This is a genomic window from Georgenia wutianyii, from assembly GCF_006349365.1.
GTDB lineage: Bacteria > Actinomycetota > Actinomycetes > Actinomycetales > Actinomycetaceae > Oceanitalea > Oceanitalea wutianyii.
Genome location: NZ_CP040899.1, coordinates 1,733,505 through 1,749,464, shown reverse-complemented (window position 1 = coordinate 1,749,464; position 15,960 = coordinate 1,733,505). Strand labels below are relative to the sequence as shown.

General features: G+C 71.5%; 9 protein-coding genes and 1 pseudogene. 7 read left to right on the top strand and 3 right to left on the bottom strand.

Annotated elements, in window-relative coordinates; genetic code table 11:
• Positions 1-266: 266 nt before the first annotated feature.
• The 3 genes and pseudogenes from FE251_RS07830 to FE251_RS07820 all read right to left on the bottom strand — a co-directional run.
• Positions 267-404: pseudogene (locus FE251_RS07830) on the bottom strand (ATP-binding protein); the annotation flags it as partial.
• Positions 405-424: 20 nt separating this feature from the next.
• Positions 425-838, bottom strand: a complete 414-nt coding sequence (locus FE251_RS07825; protein WP_139948418.1) for an ACT domain-containing protein — start codon at positions 836-838, stop codon at positions 425-427.
• Between the two features lie 491 nt (positions 839-1,329).
• Positions 1,330-2,163 carry a methyltransferase domain-containing protein gene (locus FE251_RS07820; RefSeq protein ID WP_139071056.1) on the bottom strand — a complete coding sequence of 278 codons (834 nt, stop codon included), beginning with the start codon at positions 2,161-2,163 and terminating at the stop codon, positions 1,330-1,332.
• A 330-nt stretch (positions 2,164-2,493) separates the two neighbouring features.
• Here FE251_RS07820 and FE251_RS07815 point away from each other — a divergent pair, with 330 nt between their 5' ends.
• The 7 genes from FE251_RS07815 (at position 2,494) to FE251_RS07785 (ending at position 15,955) form a co-directional block, all read left to right on the top strand.
• Positions 2,494-8,148, top strand: a complete 5,655-nt coding sequence (locus FE251_RS07815; protein WP_139948417.1) for a Spy0128 family protein — start codon at positions 2,494-2,496, stop codon at positions 8,146-8,148.
• Between the two features lie 46 nt (positions 8,149-8,194).
• Positions 8,195-8,755: an AAA family ATPase gene (locus tag FE251_RS07810; protein WP_139948416.1), complete on the top strand. Its 561-nt coding sequence runs from the start codon at positions 8,195-8,197 to the stop codon at positions 8,753-8,755.
• Between the two features lie 222 nt (positions 8,756-8,977).
• Entirely contained in the window at positions 8,978-9,820 is an 843-nt protein-coding gene (locus FE251_RS07805) for a hypothetical protein (RefSeq protein ID WP_179954743.1), read from the top strand.
• Positions 9,817-11,625, top strand: a complete 1,809-nt coding sequence (locus FE251_RS07800; RefSeq protein ID WP_139948415.1) for a YhgE/Pip family protein — start codon at positions 9,817-9,819, stop codon at positions 11,623-11,625. The genes FE251_RS07805 and FE251_RS07800 overlap by 4 nt, the downstream gene beginning before the upstream one ends.
• Before the next feature lie 53 nt (positions 11,626-11,678).
• The gene (locus tag FE251_RS07795) at positions 11,679-12,185 is read left to right on the top strand and encodes a fluoride efflux transporter FluC (RefSeq protein ID WP_139948414.1); all 507 of its coding nucleotides are present in this window, start codon (positions 11,679-11,681) and stop codon (positions 12,183-12,185) included.
• Positions 12,182-12,559 (top strand): fluoride efflux transporter FluC, encoded by a 378-nt coding sequence (locus FE251_RS07790; protein WP_139071051.1) that lies wholly within the window; start codon positions 12,182-12,184, stop codon positions 12,557-12,559. The genes FE251_RS07795 and FE251_RS07790 overlap by 4 nt, the downstream gene beginning before the upstream one ends.
• A 27-nt stretch (positions 12,560-12,586) precedes the next feature.
• The gene (locus FE251_RS07785) at positions 12,587-15,955 is read left to right on the top strand and encodes an FUSC family protein (protein ID WP_139948413.1); all 3,369 of its coding nucleotides are present in this window, start codon (positions 12,587-12,589) and stop codon (positions 15,953-15,955) included.
• Positions 15,956-15,960 lie beyond the last annotated feature (5 nt).

The window sequence follows — 15,960 nt, the reverse complement described above, 5'->3', positions numbered from 1 at the left end:
ACCTGACGTGGGTAGAGAGCTCGGCGAAGTAGCGACCGGTCGCAGTCGGCGGAGTCAGCCAACGGATCCCGCGCATTCACGTGCTCCCGCCCTGCGGCTCACGACTCCGGATGCAACGGATGATCGCCTCAACTAACCGACGCCGATCGTGGGCGGCCGGGGTCAAGCGCACCCATTTGCATGAGCAAGATCGCCCACAAGTGTCAACGACGGCTGAAAGTGGACCCCTTTGCGACGGGTGAAAGTGGACCCCTCTCGTGGTGTGGTCAGTCGGTTGTGGCCGCTGGCGGGCGGCCGAGGTCGCGGTTCTTGAGTCGGTAGGAGTCGCCTTTGGGGGCGATGACGTCGGCGTGGTGGACGAGGCGGTCGATCATCGCGGCGGCGACGGTGTCATCGCCGAAGACGTGTCTGCTGCTGGTTCGGTCTACGGGACGGCGCTTCTGACAGTCCTGTCAACCGCGAGGCGGCGGAGAGCGTCCAGTTCGTCGTCGAGACGGTCGATAGGAACCAGTAAGTGGTCGTGGTTGTAGCCGGCAACCACGTTGCAGCTGATGTCGGCCTCTGCGAGGGCACCGCTTACTGCTGCGGTCAGCCCGACTGCCTCAAGTGCCGAGTAGACCTGCAAGGTGATCCATCCGGCGACGTAGTCGTAGGTGAGCCCCAGTCGATCAGCGTCATCCTGGGCGATCACCACGCTGAGGCCCTCGGGCTCGACAACGCTTGCCAGGACATCGGCGTCGACCGTGCCGCTCTGCACGGTGACGAAGACGAACCGTCCTGGACGGCATCGCGGTGACATCCCCGCCAGCAACTTCGCCAGGTTCGTCTCACCGCTCATGGTCCGGCAGTCTGCCAGAGCCTTCGAGGCGCTTGCCTCCCGTGAGCCATCGGACGGACGAGATATGGGTGCCGATTGCCGATCCTCTGCCGGATGCCGGAGTTGCCGCATCGCGCGCGGGGTTTGCGTCTGTCTGTCGGATGACGTCGACAACTGCGCGAGACTGGAACGATGCGCGTACGACCGATCGACCCGCGCGACGAGACCTGGGAGATCGAGCGCCCGCGCTTTCAGGGTCTACTTTTGGACCGGCACGGCTTCCGAAGAGTACGAACCCAGCGGAACCGATGTGCATGGAGCTATCCAGTGGGCCGAAGGCCAGCGCGGGGACCGGACATACACCCTCTACGCCTGTGCCGACGTCGACCTGATTCGCCTCGCCGGCGTCGATCCGTCGGCTGAGCAAGCTTCCGCCCGACTGAGTCCGCGGCATCCCAGGTGACGATCGGCTTGCGAGGGCAGGTCGTGCGGGTCGCTCCCCAGGGAGCGGCTCACCGGCACTGCGCGAGTAGTTCTCCGTGGAGAATGACGAACCAGGCATCAGGACTCTCACCCCAGGTACGCCAGCCGTCGGCAATCGCCTCGACGTCGGCGCGCGTGAGTCCGAGTTCCGCTGCCTGGGCGGAGAACGCGCCCGCTTCGACGCGCGCAGCTTGTCCGTTGCCCCACCATCGACAGCTCGCCGGGTCGGCGTAGGTCCACGTGGAAGAGGTGACCTGGACGTCGGTGATGCCTGCCTGGTGTGCCCAGGAGCGCAGCCGCCGACCGGCGTCGGGATTCGCGCCGTTGCGGTGGGCGATCTGCCGGTAGGTCGTACGCCACTGTTCCAGATGGGGTGAGTCCGGGTACCACGCCATGGCGGCGTAATCGGCGTCGCGGGCGGCGATCCATCCGCCCGGTCGGCAGACACGACCCATCTCACGGAGCGCGGCCACCGGGTCCGCGAGGTGCTGCAGCACCTGGTGAGCGTGGACGATGTCGAAGCTTGCATCCGGGTAGCCAAGCGCCACTGCGTCCGCAAGCTCGAACCGTGTCCGGGAGTCCCCGCGCCTGGCGGCGTTCTCGCGTGCTGCCGCCAGCGGCGCCTCGGTGTTCTCTACACCGACCACCTGGCCGGGAGCCACGAGCTCGGCGAGGTCCAGCGTGATGGTCCCGGGACCGCACCCGACGTCGAGGATGCTCTGGCCGCCACGCAGATGCGGCAGCAGATATGCCGCCGAGTTCACGGCGGTGCGCGCGGCATGCGAGGCGAGAACAGGCAGCTCGTGCCCATGGCTGTAGCGGACCGTGGATCGGGTCGACTGATCGGCAACTTCGTCGTTCACAAACTGCAGGCTATTGGGTCGCGGCTCTGCCAGCTTTGGCGTGCCGCTCCGCGGACTACTTCCAGCCGCTGGCTGGTGTCACCACTGCTGGGGAGGGCCGGCAGCACGCGGCTCGACGTCGGCCAAGGCGCGCACCGCGTGGGATGCCGGGAGGCGCGCTGGGACGTGTCAGCCGAAGCCCCGCACGAGTGTCCCGGAGCGGGCACGAATGTGATCCGTGTCATAGGCTGCCCCGAACATGCACCGGCGACGTCGGGGGAGTCCGGGATGCACGGTTCGAGGAAGAGCACAACTGTCCTTGGCGGATGGCGTCGGCGTGCTGCCGGCGCGGTGGTCGCGGCGACACTCGTCGTCGGCGGGGCGGTGACCGGCGTCCTGTCGCTGGCCGAACCCGCCGCCGCCGCCGATGCCGTCGACCGCGTCGTCGACCCGCCCACGTGGCACGACTTCCCGGGATCGGACCCCACGCAGGGGTACTACAACATCTCGCGGAGCCCGGGCCGCATCTGGACGGACAAGACGGTGTTCGACACGACGGTCGAGGACCCGGGACGAGAGGTCCCGCCGCTCGAGGTCGGGACGAACGAGACGGCCGTGGCACTCTCGGCCATCGGCAGCACGCGCCACGTCTCGCGCGAGGAGCCCATCCCGATCGACGCGTCGCTCGTCGTCGACCTCTCGGGCTCGATGCGGTCCTGCATCGACAACCCGAGCACCAACTGCATCACGAACAGCGGCGCCGGTTCCCGGGCCGAGGCCCTCGTCGAGGCCACCAACAGCGCACTTCGCATCATCCTCGGTGCCGACCCCGACAACCGCGTCGCCCTCACCAGCTTCGGCAACAGCACGGGCACGCTCATCGGCCTCGGTCGGCCCGAGCCGATCGGCCAGGACGCCGCCGGCGACGACATCTACATGCGGCTGTGCAACGCAGGCGGGAACCTCTACGTCACGTTCGCCGCGAACGGGTGCCCGGCGTCGAACCGTACCGAGGTCGTCGGTGGCACGAACATCGAGCGCGGCATCTACCGCGGGATGAACATCCTCGCGACGCAGACCGGCGTGGCCGGTGAGCGCATCCCGAGCGTCCTGCTCATGTCGGACGGCGAGCCCACCTACTCCGTCGCGGCCAACGCGCAGGGCGGCACCAGCTCCCCGCAGTGGTGGAACATCCCGAGCAACGGCGCGGGCCGGGACAACGTCGGACCCGGGAACGCGGGCTACTCCGGCAACGGCTTCATGGCCGCGCTCACCGCCCAGTACTTCAAGAACATCGTCAACGAGAACTACGCCACGTCCGCAGACCTCGGCACCGACGCCCGCGTCTACACGGTCGCCTTCGGTCTGGACTCGTTGTCCGCCGAGAGCCAGGCCCTCGCGCGCGTCACCCTCGACCCGGCAGACGAGCTCGGGTCCACGACCAACACCTACGCCGCAGACTTCCGCACCTGGTTCGCGCAGTACCGGGCCGGCGGCGGGACCGGCACGATCCCGTGCGTCCTCGTCAACCGCACCGGCAGCACCGACGTGTGCCTGACGAACGTCGGGCACCCGACGAGCGCCACGGGCGGCGTCCCCGCCGCGGACCCGACGACGCTCGCCTACAACGACGCCTTCTACTCCCCGGTGACCGCCGAGGACCTGGAGGAGGCGTTCACCCAGATCGCCACCTCGATCACCGAGGCGCCGCCCAACTTCCCGATCGACATCGAGAACAACAGCCCGGCGACCTCGGGCTACCTCACGATGACCGACGAGCTCGGGCCGTTCATGGAGGTCAAGATCCTCGACCGGATCGCGTTCTGCTCCTCGATCCGGGAGTCCCCGACGTCCGAGCCCGACCCCAACGACTGCGACGCCCAGACGTTCGTCGCCACCGGCTCCACGACAGAGGGGGACGTCACCACCTACACCTTCGAGGGGACCTACGAGGCCAACGACGTCGCCGGCCCCGCGAACGTCGGTGACGTCATCGTCCAGGTGGTGCGCAACCCCGCCCTCGCGGTCGGCGACACGGTCATCTGGCGGGTGCCCGCCTCGCTCCTGCCGTTGCGCGACACCAACGTCGTCGAGGACGCCGACGGCACCCCGACCTCGGTGTCGATCATCCCGTCGCACCCCGTGCACCTGCTGTTCACCGTCGGTCCCAAGGACGGTGTCACCGACGCGCTCGGCGACACCGCGTCCCTCGGCGCCTCCGACGGAGCAGCGCTCGCCCAGTACGTCGCCGAGAACACCGACGACGCCGGGAACGTGCGGTTCTACACCAACGCCTTCGAGACCGGCACGGACGGGATCACCGCCCAGACCAACGCCCAGTTCCGGCCGGCGGACCGCAACGCGTTCTACCGGTTCGCCGCGGACACGACGCTCTACACCGCCCAGTCGACCGACGCGCCGCTGTCGTTCGCCGACTTCGAGAGCGACCCGGCCGACACGACGTACTACTACCCGCAGGTCGAGTACTCCAACGTCGACGGCCCGGCCAAGAGCACCTTCTGGGTCGCGACCACGAAGCAGCAGCTGCTCGACAGTGAGGACGAGGCCCACCAGGTGTCCGGCGTCGCGGGGACGGCGTTCGCCCCCGCCGGGATGTTCGCCCTGACCGAGCGCACGAACAACCTCGACGAGGTCAAGTGCACCCCGGCGGGCAGCGCCTGGGACACCAGCGTCCCCGTCTGCAACGACGCCAACCCCGGGGTCGACGGCAACTACACCGAGACCGCCGACTACGTCCGCCTCAGCCCGCCGCTGGCCCCCGAGAGCCAGACGCTGCAGCAGGACCTCGGGAACAACGGGTACGTGGCGTTCGCGACCCCCGGCACACTGAGGATCGACAAGACCGTCGTCGCCGACCCCGCGCTCGAGCCCGACCAGGACGCGACGTTCGAGTTCACCGTCGACCTCACGGCCGACGGCGCGGCGCTCGAGGGCGACTTCCCGTACACGCTCTACCAGGACGGGGTGAGTGACCCCGTCGAGACAGGCCGGATCGCCTCCGGGGGCACGGTCTCCCTCACCGTCGACCAGTACGTGACGATCGGCAACCTCCCTGCCGGCGCCACCTACACCGTCACGGAGACGCCGCCCGCGTCCGGGTTCACCCAGACCTCACCCACAGGGCCGGCCACCGGCACCATCGAGACCGCTGCCGAGGCGACCGCGACGTTCGAGAACACCTACACCGCCACCGCGGTGACGCTCGCGACGCCGTCGGCGACCAAGGTCCTGGAGCCGTGGCCGGCGGGCCTGACCTTCGACGCGACGCTCTGCGGGTCGGGTGTCCCGCTGCCGGAGGGAGCCGGTGCCGACGGCTGCGTGACCGTCGAGCTCACCGCCGCCGATCCCACCGCCGCGTTCGGGGACATCGTCTTCGAGTCACCCGGCCAGTACCAGTACGCCATCACCGAGACCCGCAGCACCGCGGCCGGGGTGACCTCCTCCGCTGCCCAGTACCAGTGGACGGTCCAGGTCTCCGACAACGGGACCGGCGAGCTCACGGCGACCGTCGCGCTCGTCCGGGTCGCCGACGACGCCGGGGTCGCGGTGAGCGAGCCGGTGGCGGGCGGGTCACCGGCCACGTTCACCAACTCCTTCTCCGCCACCGAGACCAGCATCTCGCTCCCGGCCGCCAAGATGGTCCGCGACCTCTCCCTGCCCGGCAGCGAGGCGGAGCAGATGCGCTTCCCCGCGCTGTCGCACACGGCGGAGTTCACCGCTCTCGGGGTCACACCGGACGACGTCCCGGTCCCGGCCCCGACCGGGTGCACCTCGCCGTGCCAGGTCTCCAACACCCCGGGGTCGCCCGACCTCTCCTCCCCGCAGATCACCTTCGGGGAGACCGACGTCAACCACACCTTCTACTACTCGGTCCGTGAGGTCGCCGACCCGACGCGACCCTTCGTCGACTACGACACCTCCGCCTACGTCTACCGGGTGTCGGTCACGGCGGTCGACACGGACGAGGGCGCCGTCGTGGACGCGACCCTCGCCACCTGCGAGACGACCGCCACCGCGCTCGAGCAGAGCACCTACGGCGACTGCGACCCGACGACGGGCACCTACACCGAGGGACAGACGGCGGACTTCGTCAACGTCTACGAGCCCGCCGCCGGGACGACCGACCTCACCGCCACCAAGAGCTTCCAGGGCCGCCCGTGGCTCGACGGGGACTCCTTCGAGTTCCAGCTCGTGCCCGCTCCCGGGGCCACCAGCGACGCCGTGGCGGCCGGGACGGTGACCCTCCCCGGCGGCAACCCGTGGGCGGTGACGGTGAGCGACCCGGCACAGCCCACCGCGACCTTCGCGGGCCTGTCCTTCAGCCAGCAGGGCAGCTACCAGTTCCTCGTCACCGAGACCGTGCCGGCGGACACCCGCGGCATCACCTACGACACCCACACCCTCGTCTACGACGTCAGCGTCACGAACGTCACCGTCGACGGCGAGCTCGAGGTGCAGGCCACCCCGCGCGGCGGTCAGGGCCAGCAGACCTTCACCAACACCTACGCCGGCGCGGTGACCGTGGCCGGGGTCGAGATCGACAAGACGCTGACCGGGCGCGACCAGAGGGCCGGTGAGTTCGTCTTCGACATCGTCCCGGCCGACCAGGCGGCGGCGGACAAGGCGGGCATCCCGCTGACGGGTGCCGAGCTGGCGACCCAGTCCGACGCTCGACCCGGTGAGACGATCGGCCAGCAGCTCCTCGGAACGGTCCAGTACACCCAGGCCGACCTCGGCAGCACCTACACCTACACCGTCACGGAGCGGCAGGGCACGACCACGGGCGGGGTCGAGTACGACGACGCGACCTGGACGGTGACGCGTGCCGCCCAGTACGACCCCGAGACGGCCGGCCTCTACGTGCTCACCACCGTCACCGGCCCGGACGGCGCGACCCAGTACGACTCGCGCACGTCCGAGGTCCCGGTCGTCTCCTTCGCCAACGCCTACTCGGCGCAGCCGACCACGGCGACCGTCGGCGGGAGCAAGACGATCACCGGCCGCGGGTGGCTGGAGGGGGAGACCTTCCGGTTCCAGCTCACGCCGCAGGACGACGCCCCCGCGCCCGCGGACGACACGGTGACCGTCGCGGGTGACGCCGCCGCGGGGCAGGCCGTCCCGTTCGAGTTCGAGCCGATCACCTACGACACGGCCGGCGAGTTCCGGTACGTCATCGCCGAGCTCGCGCCGGACGACGGCGAGGGCCTGAGCTACGACCGTCACCCGTCCCTCGCCACGGTCACCGTCACCGACGACGGCGAGGGCAGCCTCGTCGCCGCGGTCACCTACGACACGGACGAGGACTTCGTCAACATGTACTCCTCGCAGTACACCGCCGCCGTCGAGCTCGCCAAGACGCTCCTCGGCCGCGACCTCGAGGCCGGCGAGTTCACCTTCGACGTCGTCCCGCAGGACTCGGGCGCCGCAGCGGTCGCCGACCTGCCCGAGGAAGGCTCGTCCCTGGTCAACGCCGAGGGCGCGGCCGACGGCGAGCCCTCGGTCACCGACGTGCTGCCCGCCGTCTTCCTCACCCAGGCCGACGCCGGGCAGACCTACTGCTACGCGATGACCGAGCGCGCCGGCAGCCTGCCGGACGTGCGCTACGACCCGACCGCCTACGACGTCTGCCTCGCGGTCGCCGACAACGGCCGGGGCGTCATCACGGTGACGACGACCGTGACCGGGAGCGACGGCACCGAGGTGGTGACCGAGAACTCGTCCGACGCCGACCCGGCGGGGCCGTGGCCGCTGGTGCCGTTCACCAACATCTACGAGGAGCCCACGCCCCCGCCCGGCCCCGAGCCGACCCCGCCGCCGGACGCCCCGGACGTGCCCGTGCCGCCGGACGACACGACCCCGGGCTGGCACCTGCCGTCCACGGGTGCCGCCGTCCTCGGCCTCCTCGCCCTGGCCCTGCTCCTGGCGATGCTGGGCGCTCTCCTGGTGCGCGACCGGCGCCGGCGCGACGGCAGCGCCGGGTCGTGACACCCGGCCGTGGTCGGGCCTCCGGTGGTCGGGGCGGGACGCGGGCGTGCAGGCCGACGTCGTCCTCCTGAGCGGGCCGCCGGGGGCGGGGAAGACCACGACCGCGCGGCGCCTCGCGGCCACTTACGCCAAGGCCGTGCACCTGCACACCGACGACTTCTGGCACGTCATCGTCTCGGGCGGCATCGCCCCGTACCTGCCCGGGTCGGACCCGCAGAACCGCACGGTGATGGCCGCGGTCGGGCGAGCCGCCCGGACCTACGCCGAGGGGGGCTTCACCACGGTGGTCGACGGGATCATCGGCCCGTGGATGCTCCCGCACGTCCTTGACCCGGCGTCCTCCGCTCCGCGGGTCCACTACGTCGTCCTGCGGCCGAGCCGCGCGGAGGCGCTGCGCCGGGCCCAGGCACGGTCGGCGCCCGACGCGCTCGTCGAGACCGGGCCGGTCACCGCGATGTGGGACCAGCTGGCCGACCTCGGCCCGCTCGAACGGCACGTCCTCGACACCACGTCGCAGCGACCCGAGGAGACCCTCGCCGTCGTCAGGGCGGCCGTCGACGGTCGGCGCTTCGTCCTCTCCGCACACCCCGGTGACGCCCGTGGGTAGGCGCCGGTGCGGGCGACCTGCTCCGGGCAGCACGCCTGTTGCGGGCGACAACTGGCGGATTGATACTGTCCGGCACGGGCCGTTCGGGGGAGGGGGCCACGTGAGCACCTACGGTCGGTGGCACAGATGCACGGCGACGGTCGTGCCTCTCCCGCGCCTCCGGGCGGTCTCCCGCACGCACGGCAGCAGCCGCCCGCCCGACTCGTCGGTGCTGTGATCCCGGTGCGCGTCCAGCTGGAGCAGGTGACCAAGGGGCAACGCCAGGACGCGCTGCCGGTCACCGACCTGTCGTTCGAGACCGGGCACGCCACCCTCGAGATCGCCGAGACCGAGCAGCGACCCACCGTCCTGGGCCTGCTGGCCTCGGGGCGGATGCGTCAGGAGTCGGGCTCGGTCCTCATCGACGGGAAGCGGGACAGACGGTCCCTGCGCCGCCGCGTCGCGCTCGTGGACGCCCCCGACGTCTCGGCCCCGGAGCCGAACGTCTCGGTGACGGGCGTCGTCGCCGAGGAGCTCATGTTCGCCCGGTGGCGCTCCGGTCCGGCCAGCGCCCGCCGGTGGCTGCGGGAGCAGGGCCTGGGGGACACGGTGCGGCTGCCGATGAGCAACCTCGAGCCGGCCGCACGCGTGCGCATCCTGTGCGAGCTCGCGCTCCTGCGCAACGGCGTCGAGGGCATCGTCCTCGTCTCACCCGACCGGCACGGCGGCGACCCCCACGCCTGGTGGGACATCGCCATCGAGATCGCCGAGCGCGACATCGCGGTGCTCGTCCTCGCCGGGATCGCCTCGCGCACCGTCCTGTTCACCCCCCGGCCGCCTGCGGCACGGTTGCCCGAACCGGACCGGTCCACGTCCCACGAGGGGCGCCACGCCGCCACAGCCCAGCTCCAGACGCCGGACGGTGAGCCGGAGCCGCAGCCGGACCGAGACGCGGAGCCGGAGACGGATCAGCACCCGGAGCCGGAGCGCGACGCGGGGCCGGAACGAGACGTACAGCCGGAGCCGGACCGCGACGCGGAGCCGGACCCGGACCGCGAGCCGGACGTCGCGGACGGTGAACGGTGAAGATCCCCCACCTCATCGCCGCGGAGCTCCGCCGGCTCGTGTCCACCCCTCTCTCGGCGGTCGCGCTCCTCGCCCTGCTCGCTGTGCCGATCCTCTACGGCGGCCTGTACCTCTGGGCCAACCAGGACCCCTACAGTCAGCTCGGGCGGATCCCCGCTGCGGTCGTCGTCGAGGACGAGGGCGCGGAGATCCGGGGCTCGGAGCGCAACCTCGGCGACGAGATCGCCCAGGAGCTCCTGCGCAGCGGGACGTTCGACTGGACCGAGGGGAGCGCGGACGAGGTCAGCGCCGGCCTGCGGTCGGGCCGTTACGACTTCGCCGTCGTCATCCCCTCCGGCTTCTCGGCCTCGATCGCCTCGATCAACTCCACCGACCCGCAGCAGGCCACGATCGAGCTGCAGACCAACGACGCGAACAGCTACCTGGGCACGACCATCGGCACGGAGGCGGTCCAGCGGGTCGAGACCCTCATCGTGCGCAAGGTGGTCGACGAGGTCGCCCTGGCGCTCCTCGACGGCCTGGCGGAGATCCGCTCGAAGCTCTCCGACGCCGCGGGGGGCGCGAGCCGGCTCACCGAGGGCCTGTCGTCCGCCGCGAGCGGCGGCGAGCGGCTGCAGTCCGGGGCCCAGGAGCTCGTGAACGGCATCGGCGAGCTCCAGGCCGGCGCCGAACGGCTCGCCTCCGGCAGCCGCCAGGTCGCCGGCGGCGTCGACCAGATCGACGCCGTCGCCCGGGAGGTGGGCTCCGTGGCCGCCGAGGCCGCCGCGCTCGTCCCGCAGGCCCGGACCGACCTCGCCCACAACCTCACCGCGCTCGGGCTCACCCAGGCGGAGGTGGCCCAGGTCCTCACCCTCCTCAACCCGGTGGGGGAGCGGATCGAGCAGCTCGACGACCGCGCGCAGGCCACCGTCGCCCGCATCAACGAGCTCGACGCCGGAGCCGACGAGGTCGCCTCCGGCGCCCAGACCCTGAGCGACGGGCTGGGCTCGGCGTCCTCCGGCGCGAGCGAGCTGCTCAGCGGCGTGGGTGAGCTGCGCAGCGGCATCGGTGAGCTGCAGTCGGGTGCGAACGAGCTCTCCACCGGCCTGTCCGACGGCGTCTCCCAGATCCCCGACGACGACACCGCGGTGCGCGAGGCGCAGAGCCGGATGCTCTCCGACCCCCTGCGCATCGACACGAGCGCCATCGCACCGGCGCAGAACTACGGCGCCGGGCTCGCCCCGTTCTTCGCCGCGCTCGCGGCGTGGATCGGCATCTACGCCCTGTTCCTCATCGTCCGGCCGGTGTCGCGCCGGGCCATCTCGGCGATGTACAAACCCATCCGGATCTCCGTTGCCGGCTGGCTCACGCCGGCGCTCCTCGGCGCGGTCCAGATGGCCGGGCTGTTCGGCGTCCTCGCCCTCGCGCTCGACTTCCGCTTCGCCGAACCGTGGGCCACCTTCGGGCTCCTCGTCCTCGCCTCCGCCTCCTACACGTGGATCATCCTCGCGCTGAACGTGTGGCTGGGGGCCGTCGGGCAGTTCCTCGGGCTCGTCCTCATGGTCCTCCAGCTGGTGACGGCCGGCGGCACCTTCCCCTGGCAGACGCTACCCACGCCCCTCGCCGCGCTCCACGGCGTCCTGCCCATGGGGCACGTCGTCGACGCGCTGCGCCAGGTCATGTACGGAGGGGACCCGGCGAGGGTGCGCGGCGACATCGCCGTGCTCCTCGCGTGGGCCCTGGGCGCCGCGCTCATCGCCACGGCGGGGACCGCGCGGATGCGCTTGCTGACCCTGCGCGAGCTCCAGCCGAGCATCCTCCAGTGACCACCACCGACCAGTGACCACCACCGACCCCGACCCAACGAGAGAAGGTCACCATGACCGTCGTCGAACACCACAGGGACAACGCCCGCCACGTCCCCAGACCGGCGTACGCGCAACCCCGCCTCGTCCTGCTCGTCCTGCTCGGCGGGGCGATCGGCACGGCCGGACGCGAGGGCATCGCCCTCGCCCTGCCGTGGAGCGGCGACACCGTCCCGTGGGCGGTGTTCATCGTCAACGTCGCGGGCGCCTTCATCCTGGGGCTGCTCCTCACCGCGCTCGCCGCCCGCCGGCCGGAGACGCCGGCACGCCGTGACGTGCGGCTGTGCGTCGGCACCGGCGTCATGGGCGGCTTCACGACATACAGCTCGCTGGCCACCGACACGGCGACTCTTGCGGAGTCAGACCTCGGCCTCGCCGTCGTCTACGGGCTGGGCAGCGTCCTCGTCGGCGTCACCGCGGCAGGGCTCGGCGTCCTCGCCGGTGGAGCGGTCGGACCGCCCCGGCACCCTGACGGGACCCCCAAGGACGGGTCCGCACCGGGACGGGGGACGGGACGATGAGCGGCTCCGTGTTCCTCCTGGTCATGCTCGGCGGAGGCATCGGCGCCGCCCTGCGCTTCATCATCGACGGGCTCATCATGCGCCGCGTCACCAGCGGCTACTCGTGGGGAACGTTCGTCATCAACTCGACCGGATCGTTCCTGCTCGGGCTGCTCACCGGGCTGGCGGACTCCTCGGTGCTGTCCTCCGACTGGCTCGCCGTGCTCGGCGGCGGCGTCATGGGCGGCTACACCACGTTCAGCACGGCCATGGTCGACACCGTCCACATGATCCAGCACCGCACCTACGGGCGGGCGCTGTTCAACGCCTTCGGCATGATCGTGGTCACGGTGCTCCTCGCGCTGCTCGGCCTCGTGCTCGGCCGGTCGGTCTAGCCGACACCAACCACAAGGGGGAACCACATGGAGACCGTGTGGATCGTGCTCGGGGTCCTCGTCCTGACCATCACGCTGCTCGACACCTTCCTCACGGTCTTCAACTTCGACGAGCACGGCCTCGTCCTCGACAAGGTCGTGAGGTGGGAGTGGCTCGCCCTGCGCGGCATCACCCGCCGGGTAGGGCGTCGGTGGCGTCCCGTCCTCCTGCGACAGGTCACCGGCATCCTGCTCGTCTCGACGATCGTCCTGTGGTTCACCGGGATCATCCTCGGCTTCGCGCTCATCTACCTCGGCGCGATGCAGTCCAGCACGTCGTTCCAGATCTCCGCCGGCGTCGAGGCCGACTTCGGGGGCGCGCTCTACCTCGCGGTCGGCCAGTTCTCGACCGTCGGCGTCGACAACATCTCCCCGGCGTTCTTCCTGCTCAACGTGCTCACCGTGAGCGAGGCGCTGCTGAGCATCGCCCTCGTCTCCTTCATCATCACGTTCCTCAGCAGCGTGTACGGCGTCATCGAGTCGCTGCGCACCCTGTCGGCCAACTTCTTCCAGGTCGGGCACGGCATCGGGGACGCGGTCGACACGCTCCAGCCGTTCTTCCCCGACGGCGAGGCCCGGGGGCTGGACGGACAGCTCGGCGCTGTCGTCGACTCCCTCGGCGCCTACTCCGACGGCCTCGCCCAGAACGGCACCGCCTACTACTTCCAGAGCGGGCGCGACCAGTTCTCCCTGCCCTTCTCCCTGGCCATGACCTCCGGCGTCATCGGCGCCCTCACCTGGGGCCTGCCCACCGGCAGCGACCCCACCAAGGAGCCCAACCTCGCGCGTCTCACCGAGCAGTTCGAGGAGTTCCGGCTGCGCACGGAGGCGAGGATGGGGCTCTCCGGCAACCCCGTGGTCGCGGCTGTCTCCGAGGAGGAGTTCGCGGCGGTGGCCGACGCCGTCGAGGGCCGCAGGCCGGTCGGGAGACCCGACCCCTGGGCCCAGCGGTTCCTCGCGATCGACCGCCGCATGGCCGGGCTCACCCGCTCGACGACCCCACTCGACCGCGCGGACGCCTACCGCCGCTACACCGCCTGGCTCGCCTTCGCCGTGCCCGCCCGCGCGTTCGTCGAGCAGGTCGCCCGGGACCTCGACTACCAGCCCATCTACCGGACGACCCTCACCACCCCCGACGGCGTCCGGCTCGACCCCATGGGACCGACCGCCGCCGAGGCCGCCGGGGAAGTCGTGGGCGGGGAGGTGCGTCCGCGGCCCTCCGGCCACCCCGGGCGCGTGGGCGCGTGGCTGCGCCGGCGCCGGCTGCTCGTCGACCCCGGGTTCGTCCGGCTCACCGAGGCGATCCGCGCCGTGGGGACGGTCGCCCTGGCCGTCGCCGTCACCGCCGCGATCGCGGGCACGCTGGACGCCGACCCGGTCCACGCGGTGATCCTCGCCGGCCTCATCTCGGTGTTCGCCGCGCCGTCCGTCAGCGGAGGACGCCGCAGCTCGCGATGGTGGACGGGCGCCCTCACGGCGGTCCCGGCGGTCATCGGCGCGACGCTGGGGACCGTGCTGCCCCACGACGACGAGCTGATCTCCGTCCTCGAGCTCGCCGTCGTCGCCGGCATCGCCATGTGGCTGCGGCGTTTCGGCCGCCAGTTCGGAGGGTTGGGCCAGCTCGCGTTCATCAGCTACTACGTCGTCCTGCTCACCGGGATGCAGACCTCCGACCTGCCCGCCGTCCTCCTGGCGGTAGGGGTCGGCGTGGTGAGCGCGTGGATCGCTGCCCTCGTGCCCGGCCCCAGTCTCGAACGTCAGGTGGACAGCGGGTTGGACGCCGTCTACGAGCGGGTGGACCAGCTCGTCGACACGATGGTCGACGTCGTGTCGACGGGGCGGACCGACAAGCACCTCATCCGGACCCTGCGCTCCGGGCAGACCGCACTTCACCACACGGCCGCGGCGTTCAACGGCAACCTCAGCGCCGACGACGTCCCCGGCATCAGCCCCGAGCGGGCGCACGCGATGCGCGCGCGGATCTTCGACCTGCACCTCGCCGCGACGAACCTCGTCGCCCTCGTGCCGACGTCCGCGACGATCACGATCACGACCGCGCAGCGTGCCCGGCTCACCGCCGACCTCCTCGACGTCCAGCAGGACATCGCCGAGCTGCGTGCCGGCGGGGCCCCCGCGCGGTCCGCCGGGCCGCTCCCGGCCCCGGCCGAGCCGGGGTGGCCGCACGTCGCCCGGCGGATCCTCGAGGCGGTCCTCCAGCTCCGCGGCGCGCTGGACGACATGCACGAGGCCTACCGCGGTCCGCTCCACACGCCCGCGCCGCCCCCGGACACCGAGGGAGCCCACCACCCCGAGCACGCGCCGGCAGCTGCCGCACACGCCCCGGCCGGCGCCGCCGGCCGCAAGGCGTTCCAGGCCGCGGTCTCCACCGCACTGGCCCTCGCCCTCGGGTCGCTCGTCTCGGAGCGGCACCAGTACTGGGCGGCCATCCCGGCCTTCCAGGTCCTCGCCGACAGCGACGGGGAGACCCGTGTCAAGGCGTTCCAGCGCATCCTCGCCACCGTCCTCGCCTCCGGTCTCGCCTTCGGGCTCGCCATCGCCGCCGGGCACCGGCTCGAGCTGGCGATCCCCCTCCTCATCCTCTGCACGTTCGCCATGGCCTTCCTGCGCACGGTCTCCTCACCGTGGCTCTCCTTCTGGTCGACCCTCCTCCTGGCGACGATGTACGACGCCCTGGGCACGCTCGACGTCGAGACCGTGGAGGTGCGGCTGGCCGAGACCGCGATCGGTGCGGTCGTGGCCGTCGTCGTCTCGGCCTTCGTCTTCCCCACCCGCACGCGCACCCGCGTGCTGCACGGGATGTCCGACGTCGTCGGGCGGACGAAGACGCTCGCCCGGGACATCTTCCTCCGGCTCGGCGGCGCCGAGGGCCCGAGCAACGCCCGCCTGCACCGGGCCGGGCACCAGATCTCCGGCCAGATCGGGAACCTCGAGCAGGTCGCTGTCCCAATCCGCCGGAACTCGGGCTCGCTGCAGTCGGAGGGCATCGAGGCCCAGCTCACCTGCCTGTGGTCGATCCTCGGCTACGAGGAGAACATCGTCCGGGTGCTGCGCGAGGGACCCGTCCCGACCCATCCGGAGTGGGCGCGGCTCGCGAGCGCGACCAGGGACAACTTCGACGCGGTGCTCGCCGTCCTGCGCGGCGCGCTGCCCCAGCGCATCCACCCGCCCGCGGAGTTCGACGTCGACGCCGCAGACCCGGGGTCGGACCGGGAGCGTGCACTGCTCATCCTCGTCGCCCGGCTCAACGACGCGCTGCTCACCCTCCTCGACGCCGTCCAGCCGGGAACGGTCGACTCGATGTCCCAGGGTGCGCCGGCCCGGGGCGCGAGCGACTGAACCTG

Coding starts and splice junctions, on each gene's coding strand:
- FE251_RS07825 (WP_139948418.1), bottom strand. CDS start 838: ATGAGCGGTGAGACGAACCTGGCGAAGTTGCTGGCGGGGATGTCACCG.
- FE251_RS07795 (WP_139948414.1), top strand. CDS start 11,679: ATGACCGTCGTCGAACACCACAGGGACAACGCCCGCCACGTCCCCAGA.
- FE251_RS07790 (WP_139071051.1), top strand. CDS start 12,182: ATGAGCGGCTCCGTGTTCCTCCTGGTCATGCTCGGCGGAGGCATCGGC.
- FE251_RS07785 (WP_139948413.1), top strand. CDS start 12,587: ATGGAGACCGTGTGGATCGTGCTCGGGGTCCTCGTCCTGACCATCACG.